This window comes from Amycolatopsis sp. GM8 (assembly GCF_021653975.1).
Classification (GTDB): domain Bacteria; phylum Actinomycetota; class Actinomycetes; order Mycobacteriales; family Pseudonocardiaceae; genus Amycolatopsis_E.
In genome coordinates this window covers 32,249-58,401 of sequence record NZ_JAJKFK010000004.1, presented here as the reverse complement: position 1 = coordinate 58,401, position 26,153 = coordinate 32,249, and the positions used below count along the sequence as shown (strand labels likewise).

Genomic DNA, 26,153 nt, shown 5'->3' with positions numbered 1-26,153 from the left:
GCCACGGCCAATACCTGGCGGGCTTTCCTGGGTGGCGCACCGACGAATCCCAGTTGGAGCGGGAACTGTGGTGGCGTCGCGCGGTCGAGGCCTTTCCCCAGTACGCCGACTACCAGGTCCGCACGACGCGGGAGATTCCGCTCGTCCTGCTCGAAGCTTCCTGAGACGGCACTACGCGGCGATGGTCAGCAGCGCCACGAGGCGGTCGGTCAGGCGGCGGTCGAAGGGCTGCGGGACCGCCAGCAACCGATACCAGAGCACACCGAACACCACGTCGGCCGCGAAGCCCGCGGTGACGGTGGCGGGCAGATCGCCCCGCCGGCGGGCGCGCTCGACGAGTGTGGCGAGAGCGGCGCGGCGGCGCTCCAGGAACTCCGTGCGGAAGCGTGCGCCGAAAGCGGAGTCGAGTTGCGCTTCGACCATGAGGGCGCGCAGCAGCTCGCCGAGCTGCGGTGCCCGGGCCAGGGCGAAGCTGTCCTCCAGCATGCGCCGCAGGTCGGCGGGCCAGCTGCCTTCGTCGGGCAGCGGGATGTGCACCTCGGCCTTGCGCGCGAGGGCCTCCATCAACACGTCACCCTTGGACTGCCACCAGCGGTAGATCGTCTGCTTGCCGGTCCCGGCCCGCTGAGCGATCTTCTCGATCGAGACCGCCGCATAGCCCCGTTCGACGACGAGTTCGGCGGCGGCCCGCAGAATCGCGTCCCGGCTGTCCTCGCTGCGTCGCCGGCCCGGCCTGCGCCGCGCCAGCTCAGTGTCCTCGGCTGCGTCCATGCCAGCACATGCTACCGGTTTCGAGACGGGTCGTAGCGATTTACCCCCGCACCCTGATAGGCTCAATATCGAACCGAACCGTTTCGATTCGTAGGAGCTTCTGCCTTGGAAACAACCCGGACCACACTCGTCGTCGGAGGCACGTCCGGCATCGGCCTGGCCGCTGCCCGGCGGCTCGCGGCCGGCGGCGACACAGTGCACGTCGCGAGCCGCGACGCCACGAAGGTCGCCGCGGTGGCCGACACTGCTCCGGAACTCGTCGCGCACCGCGTGGACGGCAACGACCCGGCGGCTGTCGCCGAGCTGGCCGCCGCCCTCGCGCCCGTCGACGCTCTGGTGGTCACACTCGCCGGATCCGAGGGCGCCGGCACGCTCGCCGACCTCGACCTCGCGGCACTGCGGCGAGCGTTCGAAGCGAAGTTCTGGCCCACGATGACGGTGCTGCAGGCGACCCTGCCGCACCTGGCCAAGCAAGCGTCCATCACACTCGTCGGCGCGATCAGCGCGCACGCCGCGATGCCCGGAACCGCCGGCATCGGCGCGCTCAACGCGGCCGTGGAAGCACTGGTGCGACCGCTGGCCGTCGAACTCGCCCCGCGGCGGGTGAACGCGGTGGCCCCCGGCCTGGTCGACACGCCCTGGTGGAACGACATGCCCGAGCAGGACCGCATCGCCTGGTTCACCGCCGCGGAGGCGGGCCTGCCGGTCGGTCACGTGTCGAGCGCGGACGAGATCGCCGGGGCGGTGGCGCTGCTGGCGACCAACACGTCGATGACCGGGACGATCGTCGAGGTCGACGGGGGCGCCCGCTTCGTCCAGCTCTGACAGCTCTGACAGCAAAGGGCTGCCAGGGTCGCGTGACCCTGGCAGCCCTTTCACTACCTCGCCGCGTCGAGGAACTTCTCCAGCTCGGCCCGGATATCGGGCCCGCAGGGCTGGAAGACGATCTCGGTGACGCCCTGGGCGGCGACCTCGTCCAGCCGCTCCCGGATCTGTCCGCGGGTCCCGCTCATAGTCACGTCCCGCAACATCGTGTGGCCGCCGGCCTTCCACGCCGCCTGGTCGGCCTCCCCCAGTTCCACGCAGTGACCGGTGTGGACCGCGAGGTGCCGCTGCTCCGGCGACGTCTGCTCCACCACGTCCATCCACTCCGTGCCACCCGGGAGCGCGCGCACCGCCGAGGAGCCGCCGAACTCGTAGGCGCCGTGATAGGCCAAGGCCCAACCGGGGCCGGCGGCCTGGCGTGCGTGCTCGCTGTCGGTGCCTTCGCCCTGGTCGAGCACCGTGCCCCACACGAGATAGGGCACCCACGAGTACTCGCTCATGAACTCGGGCAGCTGCAGCGTGACGTACAGCCCGTCGCCGAGCTCTTTGGCCACCCGGTGCCCCTTCGGCCCCAGCGCCCCGATCAGGATGGGGACGTCGACGGGCCGGGCCGGGGCGTGCCCATCCGGATGCAGCATCCGCATCTGCGCGCCCTCCCACTCGACGACGTCGCCCCGCAGGAGACCGCGGTAGGCCCGGATGTAAGAGTCCATATAGGACCAGGTGATCGCGCGGTATCCCATGGCACGGCGGCCGGTGAACCCGGTGCCGAAGGCGACCGCGACGCGGCCGGGCGCCAGCGCGGCGAGGGTGGCGGTCGCCGCGGCGTTGACCATCGGATGCCGCAGGCTGGGCACCAGCACACCGGGGGCGAGGCCGATCCGCTCGGTCCGCTCGGCGGCCAGCGCGAGGGTCATCCACACATCGGGGCTCTGCTGGGGCGTGTCGTAGACCCACGCCCGGCTATAGCCGAGCTCTTCGGCCAGGGCGATGTTGTCCGGCGAATCCAGTGCGGTCGGGAAAGCGCAGGAGACCTCCATGGGCCCCTCCATTTCACTCGTCGGATCAGGGCAGGCCGGCGTGCGGGACCTCGACACCGACCGCGAGGAGTTGGGCCTCACGGACCGGACGTCGTTCGTGCTCGGCGAAGGACGGCGCCGCGCAGAGGAACAACGTCCGCCCGTCGTCGCCGCCGAGCATGCAGGCGAAGACCCCGGTGCCGGCGTCGATCTCGTCGAGGATCCGGCCACCCTCTTGAACCCGGATGACGCGGTTGTGCACGGCGTCGGCCACCCAGATCGCGCCCTCGGCGTCGGCGCAGATACCGTCCGGGGCCACCTCGAGGCCCTGCACCGCCTCTCCGACGTCGTCGGTCTGCGGGGCCTGCCCGAACTGCGCCCACACGCGCCGCCCGCTCAACTCGCCGTCCTCGCCGATGTCGAAGGCGGTCAACCGCCCGGCGAAGGTCTCGGCGACGACCAGCACCCCGCCGGGCAGGATCACCATGCCGTTGGGAAACCTCAGGTCCTCGGCGGCGACGGAAACGCTCCCGTCCGCATCGACACGGGTCAGCGTGGTGTCGCGCAGTGGAGCGCCGCCCATGAGGTCGAAGCCGAAGTTGCCCACCCAAGCGCGTCCGTGGTCGTCGACGATCATGTCGTTGAGCACCCCGGACACCACGCCGGACAGATCCGCGTGCTCCTCCAGCCGCCCCGACCCGTCGCGCACGAGGACGCGATGGTCGCGCATCGACGCGATGAGCAGGCGCCCGTCGGGCAGGAACCCCAGGCCCGACGGCTGTCCGGGAACCTCGGCGACATCCTCGGCGCCACCGCGGCCGTCGATCGCCACGACCTTCTCGGTATAGAAGTCCGACACCCACAGCCGGCCGTCGTGCCATCTCGGGCACTCGAGGTAAGAGAAGCCCTCGAGCACGAGGGTCGGTTGCCTGGTCGCGGGTCCTGATCCCATCGCGACCTCTCCTTACGTCGTCGTCGACAGTTCGGCAGGTCTTCGCGCCAACTAACTGAGCGCACAGTTACCATGGCCGCGAGGCCGGGACGTGTCAAGTCGAGGAGAGAGCTTCGATGTCAGGGAAAGAGCGCCGGCGCGGCGGCGGCAGATACCCGGCGTCGGCCGCGATGGAGCTCACGACCAACCTCGGCCCCGAATCGATCCCGGACGAGTTCTGGGGCGAGGACACCTCCCCGGTGGCTCGCGCGCTGCTGTCCTCGGCGGTGCAGTGCTTCGCCCGCAAGGGTTTTCACGCCACCACCACCCGTGACATCACCGCCGTCGTCGGCCTCAGTCCCGGTTCGCTGTACGTGCACTTCCCGTCGAAGGAAGCCGTTCTGTTCCACATCGCGCGGACCGGTCACCAGCGCGCCCTCGCGGCGCTGACGGCCCAGCACGACGACGGCGACACGCGGCGCCACCTCCGGCAACTGGTGGCCCGGCACGTGTCGTGGCACGCACGCCACCACACCGTGGCAAGGGTCTGCCAGTACGAACTGGCAGCACTCGAGCCGGCGCATTTCGGCGAGATTCTCGGCCTTCGGCAGCAGTTCTCCGCGACGCTGCAGACCGCCGTGGCACGCGGAGTCCGGGAAGGCGTCTTCGATGTGCCCGACATCGACCGTGCGGTGCGCGCGATCCTGTCGCTCGGCATCGATCTGGTGCGCTGGTACCGCCTCGACGGCGCGGACTCGCCCGAGGTCCTCGGCGAGTCCTACGCCGAGCTTGCCGCCCGGATGCTGGGCTCGTCCTCCCCCGCCGGGAACTTCGCGGGCATCCCACACGACAGCTGAGGCGGAAGCTCAACGACAGGAAGGCGCCTCATGGCTCAGCCCCGATCCGGACCGCTACGGGTCCAGATCCTGATGTTCGACGGCGTCGAGGAGCAGGACGTCGTCGGTCCTGTCGCCGTGCTCGGCCATGCCGGCCACCGGAGTGGGCAGGTCCAGCTGACGCTGGCCAGGTTCGGCGGGCCCGGCGAGGTCGCCGGCACGTTCGGCACGAAGTTCGCCGTGCCCGCGAAGTGGGATCCGGCGGCCGCGGACCTCCTCATCGTCCCGGGCGGTGGCTACGCGAAGAAGGATGGCCCCGGCGTCAACGCCGTGATCAAGAACGAGGCTCTCCTGGAAGACTTGAACAGCGCGCACCAAGCCGGGGTCCTGATCGCCGGGGTCTGCACCGGTGTCATGGTGCTCGCCGCCGCGGGCCTGACCAAGGGCCGTCCCTGCACCACTCACCACCTCGCCACGGCGGACCTGGCCGGCCAAGGAGCCCAGGTGGTCAACGCCCGCGTCGTCGACGACGGCGACCTGATCACCGCGGGCGGCGTGACGTCCGGGCTGGATCTCGCGCTCTGGCTGGTCACCCGCGAGCTGGGGGCCGCGGTCGCCGCCGGTGTGGAGTCGGTGCTGGAGTACGAACAGCGCGGCACCGTGTGGCGCCGCTCGTGATCCTCGGGTCAGCCGGGCATGGCGGCGACGATCTGCTCCGGGGTCAGCGGTAGCGAGCGGACCCGGACCGCGAGCGCGTCGTAGACGGCGTTGGCGATCGCCGCCGCCGTCGGGCCCTGCGCCGCTTCACCCACGCCGAGCGGCGGATTGCCGTTACCGGGCAGCAGTTCGACCTCGACCGCGGGCACCTCGGAGAACCGCAGGATCGGGTAGCTCTCCCAGTCCTGGCTCGTCACGGCGAACCGGTCGAAGCGCACCCGTTCCTTCAACGTCCAGCTGGTCGCCTGGATCGCGCCGCCTTCGATCTGGTTCACCGCACCATCCGGGTTGATGATCAGGCCCGCGTCCACGGCGATCACCAGCCTCCGCACCCGGACCTCCTCGACCGCCTCCACTTCGGCGACCACGGCACAGTAGGCACCGCTGTTCTTGTAGCGGGCGTACCCGATCCCGTGCCCCGTACTGTCCGATGTGGACCATCGCGTCCAGCCGGCCCGCTCGGCGGCGGCCGTCACGACGGCGCGCGCCCGCGGATCGCCGAGCTGCGCGAGCCGGTACTCGACCGGGTCGCGGCCGGCCTCCGCGGCGAGCTCGTCGATGAACGACTCCGCCGCGAACACGTTCACATGCGCACCGAGCGAGCGCAGGGACGACGTGCGCAACGGCATCTCCCGCAGATCGTGGTTGACCACCTGGTACGCCGGGAAGTCGTAGCCGGGCACCGCGTTCCGCCCGGCCCCGCCACCGAACTCGAGCGGCGCCTCCGGCGCGGTACGGATCGGCACGCCGCCCTTGCGGTGACTCGCGGCCAGAAAGCCCGGCACCGGAGTGAAACCCGGCCGCCCGAGATGGCCGCTGCCCCAGATCTCGTGCCGCCACGACAGGACCGATCCGTCGGCGCCGACCTCCGCCGAAAGCCGCACCACGGCCCCCGGTCCGTACGGTGCCCAGCCGAGCTCGTCCGCGCGCGACCACACCACCTGCACCGGGCTGCCGGGTACCGCCAGCGCCAGCAGTGCGGCGTCCATGGCGGCGTCGTCGGCGCCGTTGTGTCCGTAACAGCCGGCGCCTTCGACGTGCCGTACGGTCACGTCCTCGACCCGCAGGCCCAGCACCTTGGCGAGCTCGCGGCGCAGGAAGTGCACGCCCTGGCTGTGGCTCCATACTTCCAGGTGCGTGCCGTCGGTCCTGGCGGTCGCACTCGACGGGCCGATCGACGCGTGTGCCAGATACGGCCGGTGATACGTGGCGTGCAGCGACCGGACGGCGCCGGACGGGGATTCGCCGTGCTCGGCCAGGGTCGCCGTCTCGGACGGCGCCTCGACGAGGAAACCGGACAGCTGGTCTTCGTCCGGCAGGACCGGCTGCCGCTCCCAGGTGGCGTCCTGGCGCAGCCGCTCCGCCGCGCGGACCGCGACCTCCTCGCGGTCGGCGACCACGCCCAGGAAACCGCCGTCGTGGACCACGGTCACCACCCCGGGCATCGCCAGCGTTGCCGCGGTGTCGACGCTGGTCAGCAGCGCGCTTCTCCCGGGTGGCCGGACGACCCGGCCGTACCGCAACTCGCCGGGCGTCACGTCGTGCACGAACCTTGCCCGCCCGGTGAACTTGCCCGGCAGGTCCAGGCGCGGCACGTCGGTGCCGACGATCCGGTAGTCCGCCGACGCCTTCACCAGGACCGCGCCGCTCGCGGGCTGGTCGAGCAGCGCGTCACCGGCCAAGTCCCAGTAGCTCGTGACTCGCCCGCCCGGCCCGTGGATCTGTCCATCTTGGACAGTCAGGGCGTCGGCGGGCACTGCCCACCCGGCGGCCACGGTGGCGACGCACAGCGCTCGGACCTCGGCGCACACGACCTGGATGGCGGCGCCGGAATGCTGCACGGACATGCTCCCCGCGGTGTAGCCCTCGTCCGGGCTGAGGCCGGTGTCCGCCGGGACCATCCGGATCCGGTGCACCGGCACGTCCAGCTCCTCGGCGGCGATCTGCGCGAGCGCGGTGAGCACGCCCTGGCCGAGCTCGACCTTGCCGGAGCGGACCTCCACCATGCCGGGGACGAACCGCAGCCAGTCAGCGAGCCGCGGATTCGCTTGCAGGGACGGGGAAAGCGTCATTGCCGCTCCCGCAGTTCGGCGGCTGCGGCGAGCACTGACCGCACCACGCGGTTGTGGGCACCGCAGCGGCAGAGGTTCCGGTCGAGGGCGGCCCTGACCTCGTCCTCGGTGGGATCGTCGTTCCCGGCGAGCAGTTCCGCGGCCGCGACGACGATGCCGGACATGCAGTACCCGCACTGCGCCGCCTGCCCGGCGATCAGGGCCCGCGCCACGGGGTGCGGCCGGTCCGGGGCGCTGAGCCCCTCGACGGTGGTGACCTCCTTGTCCGCCACCGACCAGACCGGCGTGTCGCAGGAATAGACCGTGCGCCCGTCGGCCAGCACCAGGCAGGCGCCGCACAACCCGAGCCCGCAGCCGAACCGGGTCCCCTTGAGCCCGAGATGGTTGCGCAGCACGTACAACAGCGGCGTGTCGTCCTCGGTGGTGAACGCGCGCCGCTGCCCGTTGACCGTCAGCGTCTTTTCCTCTGCCATGGACACCAGCGTGCCTTAGCCGCCTGCGGACGGGAAACCGCGAACGGCCGATGCGGGACTTCGACGCAATCTATACCGGAAGGTCGGCCACGGCGATGCGTTCGGCGGCGGCGGGGAACAGTCCGCCTGCCGACGCGGAAAGAAGTGTGCGTACTCAACCCGACGTCCGCCGGGCCGCCGTCCGGTTGCGGAGCTCCGCCCGCTGGACTTTGCCGCTGGGGGTCTTCGGCAGGTCCGCGACGAAGTGCACCCGGCGTGGGTACGCATGCGCCCCATATCGGTTCCGCACCAGTTCCTGGAGATCCTCGGCCAGGTCGCCGGACGGTTCGGCCGCCGCTCGCAGGACGACGAAGGCCTCGATCACCTCGCCCCGGAGGTCATCGGCCGCCGCGACGCAGGCGGCCTCCGCGACCAAGGGATGACTGATGAGCACCGACTCGATGTCGAACGGACCGATCCGGTAACCGGCCATGATGATGAGGTCGTCGTCCCGCGACGAGAAAAAGAAAAAGCCCTCCTCGTCGCGTTGGGCGAGGTCTCCCGTCAGATACCAGCGGCGGTCGGCGCTGAATCGTTCGGCTGTCGCCTCGGGCCGGTCGAGATACCCGTCGAACCACATCAGCGGGCTCGCGGCCACGTCGATGGCCAGCCGGCCGAGCCGGCCCGCGCCGAGAACCACGTCCCGGTCATTCGCGAGCACCTCTGCCGTCCAGCCGGGCAGCGACTGCCCCATACTCCCGGGCTTGATCTCGCCCGGCACGGCGGGATGATGGTGATTGCCGAGGACCATGCCCAGCTCCGTCTGACCGTAATGGTCGTGAATCGCCACCCCCAATTCCCTTCGCGACCATTCCACGACATCGGGATTGAGGGGCTCGCCGGCGCTCGACACGCGCCGCAGGGCGAGGGCTCCGTGGGCACCGGTCGACGCACGCAAGGCTCGAAAGACCGTGGGCGCGGCGGCGAAATTGGTCACGCCGTATTCGGACAGCATCCGCCAGGTGTCCTCGACGGCGAACTTGCCGGAGACCAGGATCGAGCACGTGCCCGCCAGCAGCGGCGCGATGATCGAGTAATACAGTCCGTAGGCCCAGCCCGGATCGGCCGCGTTCCAGTAGACGTCGTCATCCGAAACGCCCAGCCCGTAACGGAAGTAGCACTCGAACGAAGCGAGTGCCCGGACCGGCACCGGCACACCTTTCGGCGTGCCGGTGGTGCCCGAGGTATACAACACCATCATCGTGCCGTCCGGTCCCACAGCCACCGGGGCCGTGGCGGCGGGAAAGCCGAGCAGATCGGCGAACCGGACGTCCCTGTCGCGAACGACCTCCCCCGTGTTCACCACCGTCCACGACGGCTGTTCGAGCTTGTGGCGTTCCGGCTCGTCGCACACGACCACCTTGGCGTTCGCCTGACGGAGGCGATCACCTATCGCCCCGGCGCCGAAGGCGGTGAAGAGCGGCAGATACACCGCGCCGAGCCGCCAGACCGCGAGCTGCGTCGTGACCAGATCCACGCCCTTGGACATCAGCGTCGCGACCCGGTCCCCTGGGCCGACCCCGAGCGAGGCCAGGCCGGCCGCAAGGCGCTCCGAGCGTTCCCGGAGCCGGCCGAACGTCACGTCGACCGTCGAACCGTCCCGGGTGATCACCTTGAACGCCACGGAATCCGCGTCATGCCGATCGCACAGCAGCTCCGCGACGCAGGCACCGGGGAGGCCGGACGGATGAGCACGGAACTCGTCACCAACCATCGCTCGCCTACTTCGGGGGAACGATCGCGGCGAGGAAATAGGACGCCCGGCTACCGCCACCGTAAAGGGTCACCTCGTTGTCGTAGACGGCTGCCGGCCGGCGGAGCGGGTCGACGTGCGGCCAGATCGAAGAACCGCGCAATTCGAGGCCCGACTTGCCCCACATGACGGACTCACGGCCGTGATCGAAATCCACACCCGCGACCATCAGACCGAGCCGATAGCCCTGTGGCACCACAACGCTCGTGGGCCAGATCTCGACATCGAGCTCATAGACCTTGCCGGGAAAGAGCGGCCTGACGGTGTCGTGACTCAGGTAAGGACGGAACGGGAGTGTCTTCGACTCGTCCAGTTTGCGCTGCGAAGCCCGCAACCAGCCGTTCGTGACCGGCACCTGCGGGTCCGCCATGCCGTGGAACAGGACCTCCTGCCCGTCCGGGTCGAACAGCCTGAGGCTCAGGAAGAGGTCCGCGTCCGTGGTGGACGAGGAAGCCCACAGCTTGGCCGCTTGCGGACCGAGGATCTCCGTGTCGCGTTCCATCGGCGGAGTGAGGAAGGTCAGGCCCTGCTTGCTGAATCCCTGGTAGTTCGCGGTCCCCTCATCGGGCTGCTTCTCGGTCAGCTCGAGATTGCCGACGTCGAGGTAAAGCTTCGTCCACTCCGTGCGCGCCAGCGGCCACTCGTTCTCGGCGCGCTGTTCCAGGACCTCGTCCCGTGCGCTACGGATATCGAGCCGCACCTTGGGCTGGGTCAGCGCGAAATCGCCCTCGCCCTTGAGCACGAAGTCGAAGAACCGTCGTTGCAGTTCGACCCCCTCGTTGGTGTACATACCAGCGAAGGTGCCCTGGGACTGGCGCATCACCAGCCACTTCTGGGTCGACGCGGCATGCATGAAACCCTCCGAGTTGCCCCGCAGGTGCACGCCCACCGAGCCCCAGCTGCCCACGGACAGCAGCGGGACCGTGATCTTGTCCCACCGGGCCCGGCGCTGGTCGTAGAAACCGTCGTCGAGCGGATGCTCCATCACCTGCACATAGGGGTCCACGATGTTCGCGTCCAGTTCCTCCTGGGAAAGCTCCACGTCACCCGAAATGAGCCTGCCGGTGAATTGGTTGCGGTATCCGCGTGTGCCCAGACCATGCTGAACGGACCGCACCTGGGAATTGGACCAGCTTCGATAGAACGTGGAGGGAATCCCGCCGTGATAGCTGAGTCCGCGGAGCATGTCGTTCCACGCTTCCCACGCGATCATCCCGCCGTGGTGCGGCGGCTGGAGGCCGGCGACGAGCCACTGGGACACCGCGAGGTAGGACATTCCCATCGTGCCGATCTTGCCGGTGGACCATGGCTGCGCCGCCGCCCACTCGATCGCGTCGTAATAGTCCTGCGCCTCCCGCGGCGAAAAGCTGTTGACGACACCCGGTGACCTCCCAATGCCACGCGCGTCCACGACCACGACCGCGTACCCGTGCGGCACCCATTTCTCGGGGTCGACGGCCTCGAAGGAAATGTATTTACCGGAGGTGTGCTCGGCGAGCTCGGGCGCGGTCTCGAGGGCGTTTTCCCAGGCGTCCGGGTAACCCTGGCAGAAAGGGAGATCCTTCGCGTAGTTCGTGACCGCGAGGACCACCGGATACGCACCATCGGCCGGGGGCAGGAACACATTGGCCCGCAATGCGATGCCGTCGTCCATCGGAATCGGCTCGTCGTGCAGGATCCTCATCTCGACGGCCGGCTCTGGCCCCTGATTCATCGTTTCCCCTTATCGTGGGTCGGATCAACTGTCAGTGCTCAATGCGGCTCGCTGCTCCGCGGCGAGGCGTTCTTTCACGATCTGCCGGAGGACCACCTTCTGGACCTTTCCGCTGGCCGTCTTGGGAAGTGACTCGACGAGTTCCAGCCGCTCCGGGAATTTCTGGCGCGCCGTATTGGTCGACTCCAGGTGTCGGACCAGCTCGCCGAGGTCGAGCGTGGCGCCGGGGCGGGGCACCACAAAGGCGCACGCCTTCTCGGTGAGCACTTTGTCGGGCATCGCGACAACGGCGACCTCCCGGATGGCCGGATGCTCGCCGAGGATCTCCTCGACCTCTTTCGCGCTGATGTTCTCGCCGCCGCGAAGGATGATGTCCTTCGTCCGGCCCGTGATGCGGACGTAACCGCCGGCATCGATGACGGCCTGATCACCGGTGCTGATCCAGTCGTCGGGGCCGATCGTCGCGTCGGTGTCCGACGCGTCCAGATATCCGAGGAAGGCCTCCGGGCCACGGACGTACAGGTCCCCGACCACACCCGGTGGCGCCACCGTGTCGTCGCCGGTCAGGACGCGTGCCTCAGCCGCGCCGAGGATCTGCCCGTCGGTGGTCGCACGGCGTTCCACGGAGTCACCGGGGCCACCCGCGGACAGCGTCGGAAACTCGGTGGAACCGTAGGCGCGCACCGCGACACATTTCAGCTTCTCGTCGGCAAGCCGAATTAGCTGTGGCGGCACGTCCGCCCCACCACACACGAAATAGCGCAGCGAAGTGCCGGCGCCGTTCTCCGGCCCGACGTCGACGAGGCCGCTGAGGAACGGTGTGGCGCCCACGGTGAACGTGCAGTTCTCGGTTCTGATGAGGTCACGACCCTGCTCGGGCCGCCATTGATCGAGCAGGGCGACCTTCGTCCGCAGTGCGACCGGAAGGTGGATTCCGTAGAGGAGGCCCGAAATATGCGTCACCGGCGACGGCATGAACACCGCGTCCCGCTCGGACAGTGAGTACCGCTCGATCATGGTCCGGTTCTCGTACACGAGGCCGTTGTGACTGTGCACGACGCCTTTGGGCCGGGATTCCGTGCCGGATGTGTACAGCAGCAGGACGGGATCGTCCGCGGACCTCACCGGGGCAGGCTCTCCCCCACCGTTCGACTCCGCTAACCGTGTCCCCTCACCGAGCAGGCCGTCGAACGTCAGCGCCTGGTCGCGCGCACCTCGCACTGTCACCATCGCTTCGAGAGTGGCCACCTCGTCACAGAGCCTGCTCGCCAGGGCGGCGTGATCGAACCCCCGGAACGTCGAGGGAACGAACACGATCTTCGAGCCTGCCTGCTGCAGCATGAACCGCAGCTCCCGATGCCGCAGGATCGGGACGAGCGGATTGCTGATCGCACCGATCCGGATCGTGGCGAAGTGGACGACCGACGCCTCCCACCAGTTCGGCAGCTGGAACGAGACGACATCACCGGGCCCGATTCCCCGGCCCCGCAAGGCATGCGCCAGGCTCTCGACCCGCTGGAACATCTCGTGGTAAGTCAGCCTATGCGCACCATCGACGATGGCCGTCCGCGAACCACACGCCGCCGCTGCCTGTTCGAGCTGCCGGTCCAGCAGCTCGCCGGTCAAATGGCCCTCTTCGGCGTATCTTGTCCGGGCCCTCGTCCGCCCGGCCGGCATCGCGGTCATCGACTGCCCGAGGAGCGACGGGTCGGCAGGTCCTGCAGATGGGGAAGGACCTTGTCGATGAAGTTGCCGTGGTACTCGGCAGCCTGTTCCCACGTCATCCCCGGACGCGTCGCGATCAGCAGGAACTGGTCAGGGGCCCGCTTCTCGTGGGTGGCGCGGAATTCGGCGATCGCCTCCTCCGGTGTCATGAAGGTCTTCCGCAGGTCCAGACCAGTGATCAGTCCCTTGTCACCGCCGTGCCGCAGGCTCTCGTCCGAGTACACGTGGGTCGAGGGTCGCGACTCCCACGTCAAGCAGTATTCGACCGCGTCGCCGTGCAGTGCGGCGGCACGCTCGGGATCGTCGGTGACGAAGCACTGCCCGAACACCGAGATGGTCACATCGTCGGGGTCGCGTTCGTGGCGGGCGCACACGTTCTGCCACATCGGCAACCAGGCGTCCCACCGCTCCTTCGAGGTCAAGCCGTCGAAGAAGCCGCCGGGCCCGCCCACATCGAATCCCATCCGCGCGACGCGGTCGGCCGACTGCTCACTCACACCGATGACCTGCATGCGAGGACTCGGTTTCTGCAACGGCTTGGGCGTTATCGTGATGTACTTGCCCTTGTACCGCTTTCCCTCGTAGTCGAACGGCTCGTCTTCGGTCCAGCAGCGGTGCAGCAGTTCGAGCCCCTCTTCCAGCAGGCTCGGCCGGTGTTTCGTGTTCACGCCGAGCATTTCCATCTCGACGTCCCACGGAGACCCGATCTGGCCCAGCCCCAATGCCTTCAGCCGGCCGCCGGAAATGATGTCGACGAACGCCAGCCGTTCGGCGAGCATCACCGGGTGGTAGTAGGGCAGTTGGATGATGTTCGTGCCGAGTGACACCCGGCTGGTCCGCTCCGCCGCCATCACCAGCGATTCCACGATGTGCGGATTGAAGCCGTCCACATCCCCGTGATGCTCGCCGAAACTGATGATGTCCACACCGTGGCGTTCCATCTCGGCGATGTGCTCGAAGCCTTCCCGGTAGAACTGCGGCCACGGGGTGAACCATTCCGGACGCGGCGGGTTGCGCCAGTCGTACAACAAGCCGAACTCGATCACGATTGTTCCTCCACTCCCTTGTAGAGTTCTCGACTCGATCAATTACCACAACGCGAATTCCTTGCCGACGAGAAGGTTCCCCAGTTCCGCCGCGATCGTGTGCTGGTCGCCGTAGCGGCCTTGCAGGCCGAGAACGTGCACGTGCCATCGGTGGAGCGGGAATTCGCGGGTGAAGGCGATGCCGCCGTGCACCTGAAGAGCGCCCTCCCCCACCACACGGCCGACCTCGGCCGCGATCGCCTTGGCCGTGGTGGCGGCGACATAACGGCTAGCGGGTTCCGAATCCCATGAATTGAGCCCCTGCTCGCAGGCCGCCTCCAGCGTTATCTGCCTGGTCGCCAGAGTGGCCAGGAGATGCTGAATGGCCTGAAAGGCTCCGATCGGCCGGCCGAACTGTTCTCGTTCCTTCGCATAGAGAACGGCACTGTCCAGCAGATGCCGCGCGGTCCCCGCTATCTCACACGAGAACAACAGACGTGCGGCGTCACGCAGTTCCGCGACGACCGCCGCCGCTCGCGCCGTATCGCCTTTACAGTTCTCGAAAAGCGGCTCGAACTCGGCACCGTCGAAAACGATCCGCGCGTGCTCCGCCGCGGAGTCGAACGTCCGGCGCCGGTGCAGGCTCACTCCCGGCATGCCGGCATCGGCCATCACGAGCGTCGGTTCCGGCTCCTCGACGACCACCAGAAAATGGTCGGCGGCACCCCCGAGCCGGACCAGATCGACCGACCCGAACAGACGGCCGTCGCGAACAACCGGCCTGCTGTCGCCGGCCTGGCCACTGGCCGCGCCGTCAGCCAGCGAGATTCGCTTCCTGCCGGCGATCAGGTTCGTCAAGTGCTTGTCTCTGGTCGCCTGCCCCACGGCGAGCGGTACGGCGACGGCATTGTCGAAGAGCGGGCCCGGCAACAGGTATCGGCCGGCGGCGGTGAAAATCCCCGAGACGTCGCCGATCCCCAGACCGAGTCCCCCGAGGTGCTGCGGGAGCATGACATCCAGCCAGCCCGCGTCGACGACCGAAGTCCACAGTGGCTCGCTCCAGCCCGACTGTTCCAGCTGTTCGCGAATCGGGGTGCGGGCCATCTGAACGTCCAGCAGCCGGGCGGCCGCCGCCTCGAACTCCTTCGCGAAGTCACTTGCGGAAATCTCGATCACCTCATCCTCGGCAGTCCGAGAAGACGTTCCGCGACGATCGTGAGCTGGATCTGCTCAGATCCGCCGTAGACCGAAGCGGCCCGGCCGTGCAGATAGTCCTTGACGATCTGCTCTCCGTCGAGCGAAGTGCCCTCAGTGAGCGGAGCCGCGCGATGCGCGCCCAGCAGATCGAGCGCCGTCCCGAACAGCTGCTGTTCGCCCTTCGCGAGGGCCAGCTTGTCGACCGAGTCCAATGGCGAAGGCACCTCGCCGTTTCGTGCTCGCCGCACGGCGCGACGGGAAAGGGCCGACAGGCCCCTGAGGGTGACGTAGGCGGCGCCGATCCGCACGGCCACATCAGGACCAGAATCCCCCAGCCGGATCGCGTCCAGCAGATTCCGGTAGGACACCTCAAGTTCGGCACGGCGCCGCAAGGCGTATCCACTGCGCTCGTGGCCCAGGGTGTGCATCGCCAATTCCCAGCCGCCGTGCAGCGGCCCCAGGAGGTTCGAGCGTGGAACCCGCACGTCTTCGAAAAAGACCTCGCAGAACTCGGCGTCGCCGGTGATCTGGGTGATCGGGCGAACCGTGACCCCGGGTGTCTTCATGTCCACCAGCAGGTAACTGATGCCCTTGTGCTGGGCACGATCGGGATCTGTTCGCGCGAGCACGGCGCACCAATCGCTGTCATCCGCCCAGCTCGTCCAGATCTTCTGGCCGGTGAGCACGAACTCGTCGTCCTCAAGGACGGCGCGCGTTCGCAACGACGCCAGGTCCGAGCCGGCGTCCGGTTCGGAGAAACCCTGACACCAGATCTCCTTACCCGACAAGAGGGGTTCCACGAAGCGCGCCAACTGCTCACCGGTCCCGTACCGCAGCAGAGTCGGGCCGACGACATGCAGGCCGATCGCGCCGAAGGGTTGCGGAGCCCCGGCGCGCGCCGACTCCTCGATGAAGATCAAGGCATGCTCGAGCGACAGCCCCTGCCCGCCGAGTTCCCGCGGCCAGTCGATGCCCACCCAGCCCGACCGGTACAGCGTGCTGTGCCACTCGCGGAGCGCCTCGGTCCGGAGCCGGTAGTCCTGCGGAAGAGGCGGCGGTGCCGACGCGGCGAGCCAGCTTCGCGCGCTCGCTCGATACGCCTCCAATGCCGGCGGCGTCATGTGACCGGCCCGAACTCGGGCGGGCGGCGTTCGAGCAAAGCGCGGACGGCCTCCCTGGAGTGGGGATGCCCGGAGAACTCCCGGGTCAGTCCCTGCTCGTAGGTATACCCGTCCTTGATGTCCATGGTTTCGATCTCCTTGAGAGATCGCTTCGCCATCCGGATCGCGGCGCCACTGTGGCGCACGATCCGCTTCGCCCACTCGAGTGCGGTCTCGATCAGATCCTCCGGCGGGCACACCTCGACGATCCCGCCGAGATCCTTGAGCGCCGTCGCGGGCAATGGGTCTCCTGTGAGATACAGGCACCGCACCCATGGCTCGGGCACCAGTCGAGCGAGATGCCGCGCTCCGCCCATCACGCCGACCCCGATCTCGGGCACGCCGAGTCGCGCGTTGTCCGCGGCGATCACGAAGTCACACGACGCCGCGATCGCCAAACCCGTACCCACCGCGGTGCCGTTGACCGCTCCCACAACGGGAATGGGGCAATCCTGGATCGCGAAGAAGGCCGTCCGGACGATCTTCATCCGGGCATCGGCGTTGTCCGGGGTCAACGAGGCGAACTCGCCGAGGTCGTTACCACCGCAGAAATGCTTACCCGCCCCCGAAAGCACGATCGCGTCGGCAAGCTCGCCGGCGGTGGAGAAGAACTCGGTGATCTCGCGATACATCTCCTGCGTCACGGCGTTCACCGGAGGACGGTCGAGCAGTACAGTCGCGATCCTGTCCGCGACGGTGAATTTCAGATACTCGAAGCCGGTCATCGTGGGCGCCTCAAACGGTTTCCCAGGACGGCGACAATGTGCGCTTGAACCATTCGGCCGTGTGTGCCGCGGCGACGTTCGTGTCACGGCGATCCGAGTAGAGACTCATGTGGCCCGCCGCGGGCAGGATCTTGAGCGACTTGTCCGGCGACGGGATGCGGTTGAACGCCTCGACTTCGAGGTCGATCGAGGTGATGTTGTCGCCCGAGACCACGATCATCATGACCGAGCGCTCGACGATCCTCGGCAGGTAGGGAAAAACGCTGTAGGCGAGGAGGTTCTGCGTGGACTCGGCGGTACTCCAGTGCTCGTGCAGTGGCGCTTCCGTTTCCTTGAGCACCTTGAACACTTCGTACGCCTGCGGATAGGGCCAGGTCGGCCGGTCCTCGTGCGGTGCCGGCGACGACATCGCCTTCGTACCGCCCTTTCCGTCGAAGCGGTCCCGGAGGTCCTGGAGAAGATCGTTCTCCAGAAGGCGGAAGTCGATCTCGCCGTGGCAGCGTTTCAGGGTGGCGTATCCGTCGACGACCGGGAGCACGGACACGAAGGCCTTGAGGCGCGGCTCGACCGCCGCCAGGATCAGGACGTGACCGCCGCTGTAGGAGATACCGAACGCGCCTAGTGCGTTTTCGTCGACCTCGTCCAGCCGCTCCGCGAAGGTCACGGCGTTGCGGTAGTCCTGGATCTGGGCCCACGGATCGATGTGCTGCCTGCGCGCTCCCCCGCTCTCGCCGAAGCCGCGATAGTCGAAGGCCAGGAACTGCACGTCGTCCCGCCCGGCGATCCTGGCGACGTGCGGGAGCACGATTTCCTTGGTGTAGCACCAGCCGCCGGCACCGATCACGGTCGGCAACGGCCCCTCGCGGCCGTCCGGCCGGTAGAGGGTGCCGACGATCGTGTCTCCCTCGCTTTGGAACTCGATCCTCCGCTCCAACACAATGTCCCTTCAGGCGCAGTTCTTGGATGAGTGTCGATTCGGGGCGCTGAGGCCCTCGCTGACCAAAGAATAGGTGCGCCAGAAGGGGTACGAGTGTCTCATCACTGGACACGAAGGTTCACCGGGGTCAGGCGTGATCGGGCCTGGTGCTACACGAGATCCAGCACGACCAGACGCCGGTAGAGCGTCGCCCGCGAGATCCCGAGATCGGCGGCGGCGGCCTTCTTGTTGCCGTTCGTGGCCTGGAGGGCCGCGATGACCGCGTCCCGCTCCGCCTGCTCCAGCCTCGACAACGTTCGCCTGTGCTTGGGAGTTCTGAACTGTAGAGGCAGATCATCGAGCCGGACCGGGGCGCCACCGCCGGCCCGGCAAGCCGCCTTGACTATGCGTTCGAGTTGACGGATGTTTCCGGGCCAGTCGAACGACGACAGAGTTCGCTTGACGGCCTCGTCGACGCGACGGTTTCCGGCGGCCGCAATGGTGTCGACGAGTTCCGGGATGTCCTCGGGCCGGTCGCGCAGCGGAGGAACCTGGAGGACATGCGGAAAGCGGGCCGTCAGCGAGGCAGGGGCAGACGGACGGCGGGCATCGATGCCGAACGTCCCGATGATCCAGGCCGGATCGCGGAGATCGTCCAAATAGGAGCAGAGCGCGGCGAGCGCGCGCTCGTCGACTCTGTCCAGATGGGTCAGCACCAGAGGCGCAGAGCCGTTCGAGGCCCGTTCGGCGAGTTCGGTGAGCCATGACCTCGGCGACCGGCGGATGGCCTCGGCGACGTCGAGTGCCGGAGGTGGATTGCCGTTCGCCACCGAGCAGAGCCGTCGCGCACTGGTGAGTTTTCCCGACCCCGACTCGCCGACGAGTAGCGTGTGTTGCCGGGATTCGGCCGCGTGTGCGGCTTCCTGCACGAATCGCCGCCACACCACGCTTTTCCCGGGCAGCGTTGCCGACATCCGCGACTCGGCCGGCCGGGGTGACCGTCGCGACGGCTCGTCTTCCGCCTTGCGTAGCTGGACAACAGCTCCCGCCACACTGTCGGCGGTCTCGATCTTCTGGATGGTCGCGTAGACCGGCGGCTCACCGTCGCACAGCACGACCTTCCGCCGGCCGTCCGCCATGGCACGTTCGATCTTCTCCTGCAGCAGCTGCCGGTCGACCCCGGCGAGGAGGTCGGTCGCCAGCGGGTTCGCGATCAGTACACGATCGTTCACGGCGATGATCGGGCGCCGGTAGCCGCGCCGGTCCGCGCGGAGATAGCCGTCGAGCAGCGCCCGGTCAGCGGCGGCATAGCCGGAGAGCAGGTGCGTCCCGATCTCACCGGCCGCGCGGATGGCGAGCGGCATCATCAACTCGGACGCCTCGTTCGTGGACGAGACGAAGTCGATCGCGCCTTCCAAGGTGCCGGAGACGGGATGGATGATCGGCGCCCCGAACGCGGAGAGCTCACGGTAGACCTCGGAAAAGTGTTCCGCTCCCCGGACGGCGACGGGATGTTGCTCCTCCAGGACGGTGCCGAGCGCCGTGGTCCCCGCGAGTTGCTCGCCGCAGTCATAGCCAGGTGCCGCGGCCACACTGTCGAGCGCCCCGAGCAGGCGCCGCGCACTCGCCCAGCGTCCCAGCAGCCGGCCCTGCGCATCGCTCACGAGCACCGCGACGGCGTCGGTCCGCATCTCGGCGAAGATCGGCTCGACCACGCTGCGTACCGCTCGCAGGAGCGCGCTGTCCGGGTCCACGGCGCCGCGATGCGGCAGCTCCATCGGTCCGGTCGGGTTGACGCCGGCAGCCACACAGCGCGTCCACGAGCGCAAGATCGTGTCCCGGACGCTGCCGTCCGCGTTTTCGCCGGCGAGGAAACGCCTGCGCGCCAGCTCGATCGCTCGTTGTTGCGTCGCTGCTCTTGCCATCATCCACCACCCCGCAGACCTTCGTTGGCCTGTCTCAGGTCACGAACACTCCGCGACATAAGCACGCGCGTCCGCTCCAGGTCAAGGCCCACGAGCCCGCTCACCCAGAGCGGCACACGTCACTCTGGGTGAGCGCTTCCCGGGGAGGTCAGACGCGCGGCTTCGGCTCGCCGCTCGTCTTCCATTGGTCGTCGACCACCGAGAACTGCTTGATGATCGGCGCCATCGCCGCCTTGTTCTCCGCCGTGGCCGGGCCCATCCCGCCGGAGGCCACCAAACCGCCGTCGACGACGAGGTTCTGACCGGTCACCCAGGACGCCTGGTCCGACGCGAGGAAGAGCGCCGCATTGGCGATGTCGTCCGGTTCGCCCAGCCTCGGCACCAGCGTGCCGAGTTCCGAGACGCGGCGGCTCTCCGTGCCGGGTTCGCCGTAGAACACCAGCCCGGCTTCGGTGCCGACCGCGCCGGGGGTGACCGAATTGACCCGGACGCCGATCTCGGACAGTTCGTTGGCGAGGATGACCGTCATGCGCAGGATCGCGGCCTTCGCGCAGCAGTACGACAGGAGAAAGCTCAGATTGCCGGGATAACCCGCGCCGAGAATGCCGGTCGTCGAACCGACGAATACGATCGAGCCACCGCCACGCCGGCGCATGTGCGGAATCACGTGCTTGGTGACCAGGAAATGGAGCGTGAGCACATTGTCCTGGGAGAACTTCCAGTCCTCGAGCGACATGTCCTCGATCGTCCCGATCCGGAACTGCGCGGCGCTGTTGTAGAGGATGTCGATCCCGCCATAGGTCTCGGCGGCGAATTCGGCGAGCCGGTGCGCGTTTTCCTCGACCGTCAGATCGAGCGGGTACAGCGCCTCCATCTCTCCCCCGGCCTTACGGACCAGTTCGACCGTCTCCGCGGCTGTCTCCTCGTTGAGATCGCAACCAATGATCTTGGCGCCCTCACTGGCGTACCTAAGGGCGACATTCCGCGCGATGCCCCTTCCGGTGCCCGTGATCACGGCAACCTTTCCTGCTAGCTGACCCGCCATACCCGCCGCCTCTCTGCGTCGAATACCTTGCTCCACTTCATTGACCGTGCTGAGGATGATAGGTGCGACGCGGAAGGATCGTGTGTCTCAAACTTGGACAGAATCGGTGCGATCGGCGATTGTTTCGCGCACTGCCACTAGCATCGTTTCCGTGCCAGCAAAGAGACTTCTGCCGACGCCCGAAGCCGAAACGATCGTGGACCGGGCTCGCGGATTCGCCCAAGAGGAGTTGCGCGCACGGGCCGCGAAGGAGTCCGAATCCGAGTCGCTCCGGGATGTCTTCGGACGGCTGGGCGAACTCGGTTTCCTGGGCATGCCGTACCCCAGGGAGGTCGGCGGAGCGGGCCAGCCCTACGAGGTCTATCTGCAGGCACTAGAGGAGATCAGTGGACCTTGGGCCAGCGTCGGTCTAGGGCTCAGTGTCCACATCGCATCATGCTATCCGCTGGCCACCTGGGGGACGCCCGCCCAGTCCGGACGCTGGCTCGGCGGCATGCTGTCGGGCGGGCAACTCGGGGGTTACTGCCTCTCCGAGAAACACGCCGGCTCCGACCCGGCCGCGATGCGGTCGTGGGCCCGCCGCACCGAGGACGGGTTCGAGCTCACCGGCAGCAAGGCGTGGGTGACCCATGGCGGCGAGGCGGACTTCTACACCGTGTTCGCGCGCACCTCGGATGACCGTTCGCACGGCATCTCCTGCTTCCTGGTCGCTGCCGACTCGCCAGGCCTCGTCGTTCAACCGCCGGAGCGCAAGATGGGCTTGTCCGGCTCGACCACCACGACGGTCGACTTCCACGCGGTCGGGCTCGAGTCCGAGCGGCTGGTCGGTGGAGAAGGCCGAGGACTGCAGATCGCGCTGGAGGCATTGGACAGCGGCCGCCTGGGCATCGCCGCCGTTGCCGTGGGGCTCGCGCAGGCGGCCCTGGACCACTCGGTGGCCTATGCGACAGAACGGGAAACCTTCGGCAAGCCGATCATCGAACACCAGGGCCTCGGCTTTCTCGTTGCGGACATGGCGGCCGCGGTCGCCGGCGCTCGCGGAGCGATGCTCGACGCGGCCCGGCGTCGCGATCGCGGCCTGCCGTTCTCTCAGCAGGCGGCGATCGCGAAGCTACTGGCGACCGACGCGGCCATGAAGGTGACGACCGACGCCGTGCAGGTGCACGGTGGTTTCGGCTACACAAAGGACTCCCCGGTCGAGCGTCAGATGCGCGAGGCCAAGGCGCTCCAGATTCTCGAAGGTACCAACCAGATCCAGCGCCTGGTGATCGCGCGCCATCTCGCCCACGGCACCTGAGCACGCTCTATTGTGGACTGTCGGGCGAAGCCTTCTTGAGGCCGGCACCCACGATGACGATGACCGCCAGCGTCAGCAAGGCATCCACGACAACGGAAAGGTGGATGCCGTCGAGAAGATCGCTCCGGATGGCCATCACCCCACCGAGCACGGGCACACCCAGCGCGGTCGCGACTCGCTGGCTCACGGTCACCAGGCCGGCGGCCAGACCCGCGTCGGAATCCGGCACGTCGGACGTGGCCGTCACGGTCGCGGCGACGACAGACGTGATGTGCCCGAAGAACCCGGCGAACAGGGCCGGGATCAGCAGCCACAACGACCCCGACGCGTGGCCGAGCAGGACGAGCGGCGCGGTGAACCCACCCTGGACCGCCAGTGCCGTCAGCAGCACTCGTCGCGCACCGCGCTTGCCGACGATCCGTCCGGCCAGGATGCCGGCCCCGATCGAGGCGAGACCGGGGACGCCGAAGACGAGGCCCGTCGTGAGCGCGCCGAAGTGGAGAACGTCCTGCAAGTACAGCGTCATCAGGAAGATCAGGCCGGCTTCCATGGAGAAGATCGTCAGCACCGCGAGGTTGCCCCATCTGACCGACCGTCGTGCCAGCAGATCGAGCGCGACCAACGGTGCCTTGACGCGCCGCTCGATCCAGAAGAAGGCAATCAGCAGAACGATCCCGGCCGCGAGCGAGGGCAGAGAACGCTCCGTGATACCGAAGACGACAGCGAAGAGCCCAGCTGTCACGGAGGCGGCACCGGCGACGTCGAGCCGTACACCTTCGGGCGCCCGGCTTGCCGGCACCACGAACGGGGCCACCACGAGAATCGCGATGGCAACGGGGACGTTGATCAGGAAGGCCCAGCGCCAGCTCAACGTTCCCACCAGCAGGCCGCCGGCGAGCGCGCCCACCGTGAAGCCGCCGGACAGCAGCGCGCCGTTGAGGCCCAGCATTCGTGCCCGCAGGCGCTTGTCCGTGAAGCTCGTGATCAGCAGCGACAGGGCGGCCGGCGCCGTCGCCGCCGCGGCGACTCCCTGCAGGGCGCGAGCCCCCAGGAGCAGAACCGGATTGGTCGCAATACCGCCCAGCAGGGACGCCACGGCCAGAATCGCAAGGCCTGTCAGGAACATTCCTTTGCGACCGAACAGATCACCGAGACGCCCGAACAGCAAAGCGAGCCCCGCCGCGGGAAGCGCGAACGCCGTCGACACCCACGACAAATCGTGGATGCCCAGACCCACGGCGTGCCCCACCACGGGCAAGGCGATATTCAAGATCGAGAAGTCGACGGACAACATGAAGCTGGCGCCGAGGAGAAGTACGCCGATCACTCGTTGACGAGCGGTCATCACCGGCGTCTTCATGTGTCTCCATGACCTCGCATTTTGAGTACAGATTAGTATACACATACCAGCGGCGATCAAGGTGTTCACACAACCTGGGTACTCACAGGCCCACCCTCGATCGACGTTTTCGCGGCACTATGGATACATGAGCAAGTCCGAACCGACGGAATCCAAGTCCGAGCTGGGCGAGTTCCTGCAGGCGCGGCGAGCCGCTGTCTCGCCGGCCGCCGCGGGACTGCCCGACACCGGCCGCCAGCGCGTTCCCGGGCTGCGCCGCGAGGAGGTCGCCGCGCTGGTCGGGCTGTCCACCGACTACTACGTGCGGCTCGAGCAGGGCCGAGGGGGACGGCCGTCGGAGTCGATGCTCGAAGGGATCGCCCGCGTCCTGCAGCTCGACGACACCCAGCGGCAGCACCTGTACCACTTGGCTCATCCGCGACGCCGTGCGCGGCGCCGCGTGGTGGAGGAACGGGTGTCCGAACCGGCCCGGAACCTGCTCGAAACCCTCACTGTGCCCGCGCTCGTCATGACGCGCACGATGCAGGTCATCGGCTGGAACGACCTGGCTTGCGGGTTGTTCACGGATTTCGCCGCCCGGCCTGATCACGAACGCAACAACGCCTGGTTGCTGTTCCTGGACGAAGAACTCGCGGCCCGTCATCGCGACTGGGAGGAGTCCGCGCGCGGGACCGTCGGCATCCTGCGGATGACCGCGGGCGAGGACCCGGACAACCCCGCGCTGACCGCGCTGGTGGGGGAACTGGCCGTGCGCAGTGAGACGTTCCGCCGGCTCTGGGCGGAGCACCACGTCTTCGAGAAGTCCAGTGGTCTCAACCTCATGCGGCATCCCGAACTCGGCGACATCGATCTCACCTATGTCGCGTGGACGACACCGGCTTCGCCCGGTCAGATGCTGGTCACCTACACCGCGGAGCCGGGTTCGCCGTCGGCACACGCGCTCGATCTGCTCGGCTCGATGATCGCCGCTGAACGGCCCGCGAGTTCGGTCAGAGCGGCAGATACCCGTTGGGATTGAGCACGTACTTGGTGGCGGCACCGGCGTCGAACTCCGCGTATCCGCGCGGCGCGTCTTCCAGCGGGATCGGCTTGGCGTTGACCGCCTTCGCGATCTCCACCTTGTCGTGCAGGATGGCCATCATGAGCTGCCGGTTGTACTTCATGACCGGGCATTGCCCGGTGGTGAAGGACAGTGACTTCGCCCAGCCGGTGCCGAGGCTGAGCGAGAGGGCGCCGGCCCTGGCCGCCTCGTCGACGGCACCGGGATCGTCGGTGACGTAGAGACCCGGGATGCCAATGGCGCCACCGGCCGCGGTGGCCGCCATCAGTGCATTGAGGACGGTGGCGGGAGCCTCTACGGCGCCGGCGCCGTGTCCCTGGCTCCGCGCTTCGAAACCGACCGCGTCGATTCCCGCGTCGACATGAGGCACTCCCAATAGCGCTTCGAGCTGATCGGGAACAGAACCGGCACCGACGTCGATGGTCTCACAACCGAAGCTGCGGGCCTGCCCGAGCCGGTCCTCGTTGAGGTCCCCGACGATCACCACGGCGGCACCGAGCAACTGGGCGGAGGCGGCCGCGGCCAAACCGACCGGGCCGGCTCCCGCGACGTACACAGTGGACCCGACACCCACACCGGCAGTCACCGCGCCGTGGAAGCCGGTCGGGAAGATGTCCGAAAGCATTGTCAGATCGAGGATCTTCTCCAATGCCTGATCGCGGTCGGGGAACTTCGGGGCGTTCCAATCCGCGTACGGCACGAGAACATACTCCGCCTGGCCGCCGACCCAGCCGCCCATGTCGACGTAGCCGTAGGCACTGCCGGGCCGGTCCGGGTTGACGTTGAGGCAGATCCCGGTCTTGCCCTCCTTGCAGTTGCGGCAGCGCCCGCACGCGATGTTGAACGGGACCGACACGATGTCCCCCACAGCGAGGAACTCGACATCGGGACCGACCTCGACCACCTCGCCGGTGATCTCGTGCCCGAGCACCAGGCCGACCGGGGCGGTCGTGCGCCCGCGCACCATGTGCTGGTCCGAGCCGCAGATGTTGGTGGCGACCGTCTTGAGAATGACGCCGTGGTTGACCTTGCGCCCGATATTGGCGGGATTGACCCCGGGCCCGTCCTTGAGTTCGAACGCCGGAAACTCCGTGTCGACCACTTCCACGACTCCGGGACCCTGGTAGGCCACTGCCCTGTTCTTGGTCATGCGCGCACTCCTATTCGCTCTCCGACAACGGCCTACCAGTCACCGCACTCGTCCAGCACGGCCTTCAGCACTTCGAGCGCCTCCACGACCACCGGCATCCCGCCATAGGTCACCTGCTGAAAGATCACCTCGGCCACCTCCTGCCGGGTGGCGCCCACGTTCAGCGCCGCGTGGACATGCGCACGCAACTCGTTCCGGCGATTGAGCACCGTGAGCGAGGCGACCGCACACATCTCGCGTTCCTTCTGCGAGATGACGTTCCGGCTGTAGAGCTTGCCGGTGAAGAACATGCTCAGCTCGCGCGCCAGGTCCTTGTCGAAACGCTTCCAGGTCTCGAACCCGACGCCATTCCGCAAGGTGTGGAAAAGCGTGTGCGCCGTTTCCTTCGTGCGCCGTCTCAGCAGTTCGTCCACAGTCG

24 protein-coding genes are annotated in these 26,153 nt (G+C 67.9%); 6 read left to right on the top strand and 18 right to left on the bottom strand.

The features are described from left to right. The first annotated feature begins 53 nt into the window (after positions 1–53). A complete protein-coding gene (locus tag LOZ83_RS18955) occupies positions 54–164 on the top strand; it encodes a nitroreductase/quinone reductase family protein (RefSeq protein ID WP_236792173.1) in 111 nt (36 codons plus the stop codon). A 7-nt stretch (positions 165–171) separates the two neighbouring features. Here the strand turns inward: LOZ83_RS18955 and LOZ83_RS18950 are convergent, their stop codons facing one another. Then, a complete protein-coding gene (locus tag LOZ83_RS18950; protein ID WP_236792172.1) occupies positions 172–771 on the bottom strand; it encodes a TetR/AcrR family transcriptional regulator in 600 nt (199 codons plus the stop codon). A gap of 105 nt (positions 772–876) precedes the next feature. Here LOZ83_RS18950 and LOZ83_RS18945 point away from each other — a divergent pair, with 105 nt between their 5' ends. Beyond that, on the top strand, positions 877–1,596 hold the full coding sequence (locus LOZ83_RS18945) for an SDR family oxidoreductase (RefSeq protein ID WP_236792171.1): 720 nt from the start codon (positions 877–879) through the stop codon (positions 1,594–1,596). A gap of 53 nt (positions 1,597–1,649) precedes the next feature. Here the strand turns inward: LOZ83_RS18945 and LOZ83_RS18940 are convergent, their stop codons facing one another. Next, entirely contained in the window at positions 1,650–2,636 is a 987-nt protein-coding gene (locus tag LOZ83_RS18940; RefSeq protein ID WP_236792170.1) for an LLM class flavin-dependent oxidoreductase, read from the bottom strand. Between the two features lie 25 nt (positions 2,637–2,661). Further along, the gene (locus tag LOZ83_RS18935; RefSeq protein ID WP_236792169.1) at positions 2,662–3,567 is read right to left on the bottom strand and encodes an SMP-30/gluconolactonase/LRE family protein; all 906 of its coding nucleotides are present in this window, start codon (positions 3,565–3,567) and stop codon (positions 2,662–2,664) included. A 116-nt stretch (positions 3,568–3,683) separates the two neighbouring features. Here LOZ83_RS18935 and LOZ83_RS18930 point away from each other — a divergent pair, with 116 nt between their 5' ends. Continuing rightward, entirely contained in the window at positions 3,684–4,403 is a 720-nt protein-coding gene (locus tag LOZ83_RS18930) for a TetR/AcrR family transcriptional regulator (protein WP_236792168.1), read from the top strand. 30 nt (positions 4,404–4,433) lie between these two features. Then, a complete protein-coding gene (locus tag LOZ83_RS18925) occupies positions 4,434–5,060 on the top strand; it encodes a DJ-1/PfpI family protein (protein ID WP_236792167.1) in 627 nt (208 codons plus the stop codon). Between the two features lie 8 nt (positions 5,061–5,068). Here LOZ83_RS18925 and LOZ83_RS18920 read toward each other — a convergent pair whose 3' ends face one another. The 12 genes from LOZ83_RS18920 to LOZ83_RS18865 form a co-directional block, all read right to left on the bottom strand. Further along, positions 5,069–7,171 carry a molybdopterin cofactor-binding domain-containing protein gene (locus tag LOZ83_RS18920; RefSeq protein ID WP_236792166.1) on the bottom strand — a complete coding sequence of 701 codons (2,103 nt, stop codon included), beginning with the start codon at positions 7,169–7,171 and terminating at the stop codon, positions 5,069–5,071. After that, positions 7,168–7,644, bottom strand: a complete 477-nt coding sequence (locus tag LOZ83_RS18915) for a (2Fe-2S)-binding protein (protein WP_236792165.1) — start codon at positions 7,642–7,644, stop codon at positions 7,168–7,170. Before LOZ83_RS18915 ends, LOZ83_RS18920 begins: the two co-directional genes overlap by 4 nt. A 154-nt stretch (positions 7,645–7,798) precedes the next feature. Next, positions 7,799–9,397, bottom strand: a complete 1,599-nt coding sequence (locus LOZ83_RS18910) for an AMP-binding protein (protein WP_236792164.1) — start codon at positions 9,395–9,397, stop codon at positions 7,799–7,801. Between the two features lie 7 nt (positions 9,398–9,404). Beyond that, entirely contained in the window at positions 9,405–11,150 is a 1,746-nt protein-coding gene (locus tag LOZ83_RS18905) for a CocE/NonD family hydrolase (RefSeq protein ID WP_236792163.1), read from the bottom strand. A 24-nt stretch (positions 11,151–11,174) separates the two neighbouring features. Further along, entirely contained in the window at positions 11,175–12,836 is a 1,662-nt protein-coding gene (locus LOZ83_RS18900; RefSeq protein WP_236792162.1) for an AMP-binding protein, read from the bottom strand. Beyond that, a complete protein-coding gene (locus tag LOZ83_RS18895) occupies positions 12,833–13,921 on the bottom strand; it encodes an LLM class flavin-dependent oxidoreductase (RefSeq protein WP_236792161.1) in 1,089 nt (362 codons plus the stop codon). Before LOZ83_RS18895 ends, LOZ83_RS18900 begins: the two co-directional genes overlap by 4 nt. A 42-nt stretch (positions 13,922–13,963) precedes the next feature. After that, the gene (locus LOZ83_RS18890; protein ID WP_236792160.1) at positions 13,964–15,004 is read right to left on the bottom strand and encodes an acyl-CoA dehydrogenase family protein; all 1,041 of its coding nucleotides are present in this window, start codon (positions 15,002–15,004) and stop codon (positions 13,964–13,966) included. A gap of 68 nt (positions 15,005–15,072) precedes the next feature. Continuing rightward, positions 15,073–16,218, bottom strand: coding sequence for an acyl-CoA dehydrogenase family protein (locus LOZ83_RS18885; RefSeq protein ID WP_236792159.1), 1,146 nt, complete (start codon positions 16,216–16,218; stop codon positions 15,073–15,075). Then, positions 16,215–16,982, bottom strand: coding sequence for an enoyl-CoA hydratase-related protein (locus tag LOZ83_RS18880; protein ID WP_236792158.1), 768 nt, complete (start codon positions 16,980–16,982; stop codon positions 16,215–16,217). The genes LOZ83_RS18885 and LOZ83_RS18880 overlap by 4 nt, the downstream gene beginning before the upstream one ends. A 10-nt stretch (positions 16,983–16,992) precedes the next feature. Next, positions 16,993–17,916 (bottom strand): alpha/beta hydrolase, encoded by a 924-nt coding sequence (locus LOZ83_RS18875; RefSeq protein ID WP_236792157.1) that lies wholly within the window; start codon positions 17,914–17,916, stop codon positions 16,993–16,995. A gap of 152 nt (positions 17,917–18,068) precedes the next feature. Beyond that, positions 18,069–19,823 (bottom strand): sigma-54-dependent Fis family transcriptional regulator, encoded by a 1,755-nt coding sequence (locus LOZ83_RS18870; RefSeq protein ID WP_236792156.1) that lies wholly within the window; start codon positions 19,821–19,823, stop codon positions 18,069–18,071. Positions 19,824–19,971: 148 nt separating this feature from the next. Then, entirely contained in the window at positions 19,972–20,838 is an 867-nt protein-coding gene (locus LOZ83_RS18865) for an SDR family NAD(P)-dependent oxidoreductase (RefSeq protein WP_236792155.1), read from the bottom strand. Positions 20,839–21,019: 181 nt separating this feature from the next. On the opposite strand from LOZ83_RS18865, the gene LOZ83_RS18860 reads away from it, so the two are divergent. Beyond that, positions 21,020–22,165 carry an acyl-CoA dehydrogenase family protein gene (locus LOZ83_RS18860; protein WP_236792154.1) on the top strand — a complete coding sequence of 382 codons (1,146 nt, stop codon included), beginning with the start codon at positions 21,020–21,022 and terminating at the stop codon, positions 22,163–22,165. 7 nt (positions 22,166–22,172) lie between these two features. Here LOZ83_RS18860 and LOZ83_RS18855 read toward each other — a convergent pair whose 3' ends face one another. Further along, the gene (locus LOZ83_RS18855; protein ID WP_236792153.1) at positions 22,173–23,594 is read right to left on the bottom strand and encodes an MFS transporter; all 1,422 of its coding nucleotides are present in this window, start codon (positions 23,592–23,594) and stop codon (positions 22,173–22,175) included. A 58-nt stretch (positions 23,595–23,652) separates the two neighbouring features. Between LOZ83_RS18855 and LOZ83_RS18850 the strand changes: the two genes are divergently transcribed. Beyond that, on the top strand, positions 23,653–24,543 hold the full coding sequence (locus tag LOZ83_RS18850; protein WP_236792152.1) for a helix-turn-helix transcriptional regulator: 891 nt from the start codon (positions 23,653–23,655) through the stop codon (positions 24,541–24,543). On the opposite strand, the gene fdhA is transcribed toward LOZ83_RS18850, so the two are convergent. Continuing rightward, the gene (gene fdhA / locus LOZ83_RS18845) at positions 24,515–25,735 is read right to left on the bottom strand and encodes a formaldehyde dehydrogenase, glutathione-independent (protein ID WP_236792151.1); all 1,221 of its coding nucleotides are present in this window, start codon (positions 25,733–25,735) and stop codon (positions 24,515–24,517) included. The genes LOZ83_RS18850 and fdhA overlap by 29 nt on opposite strands. A gap of 32 nt (positions 25,736–25,767) precedes the next feature. Further along, entirely contained in the window at positions 25,768–26,148 is a 381-nt protein-coding gene (locus LOZ83_RS18840; RefSeq protein WP_236792150.1) for a carboxymuconolactone decarboxylase family protein, read from the bottom strand. Positions 26,149–26,153: the final 5 nt, after the last annotated feature.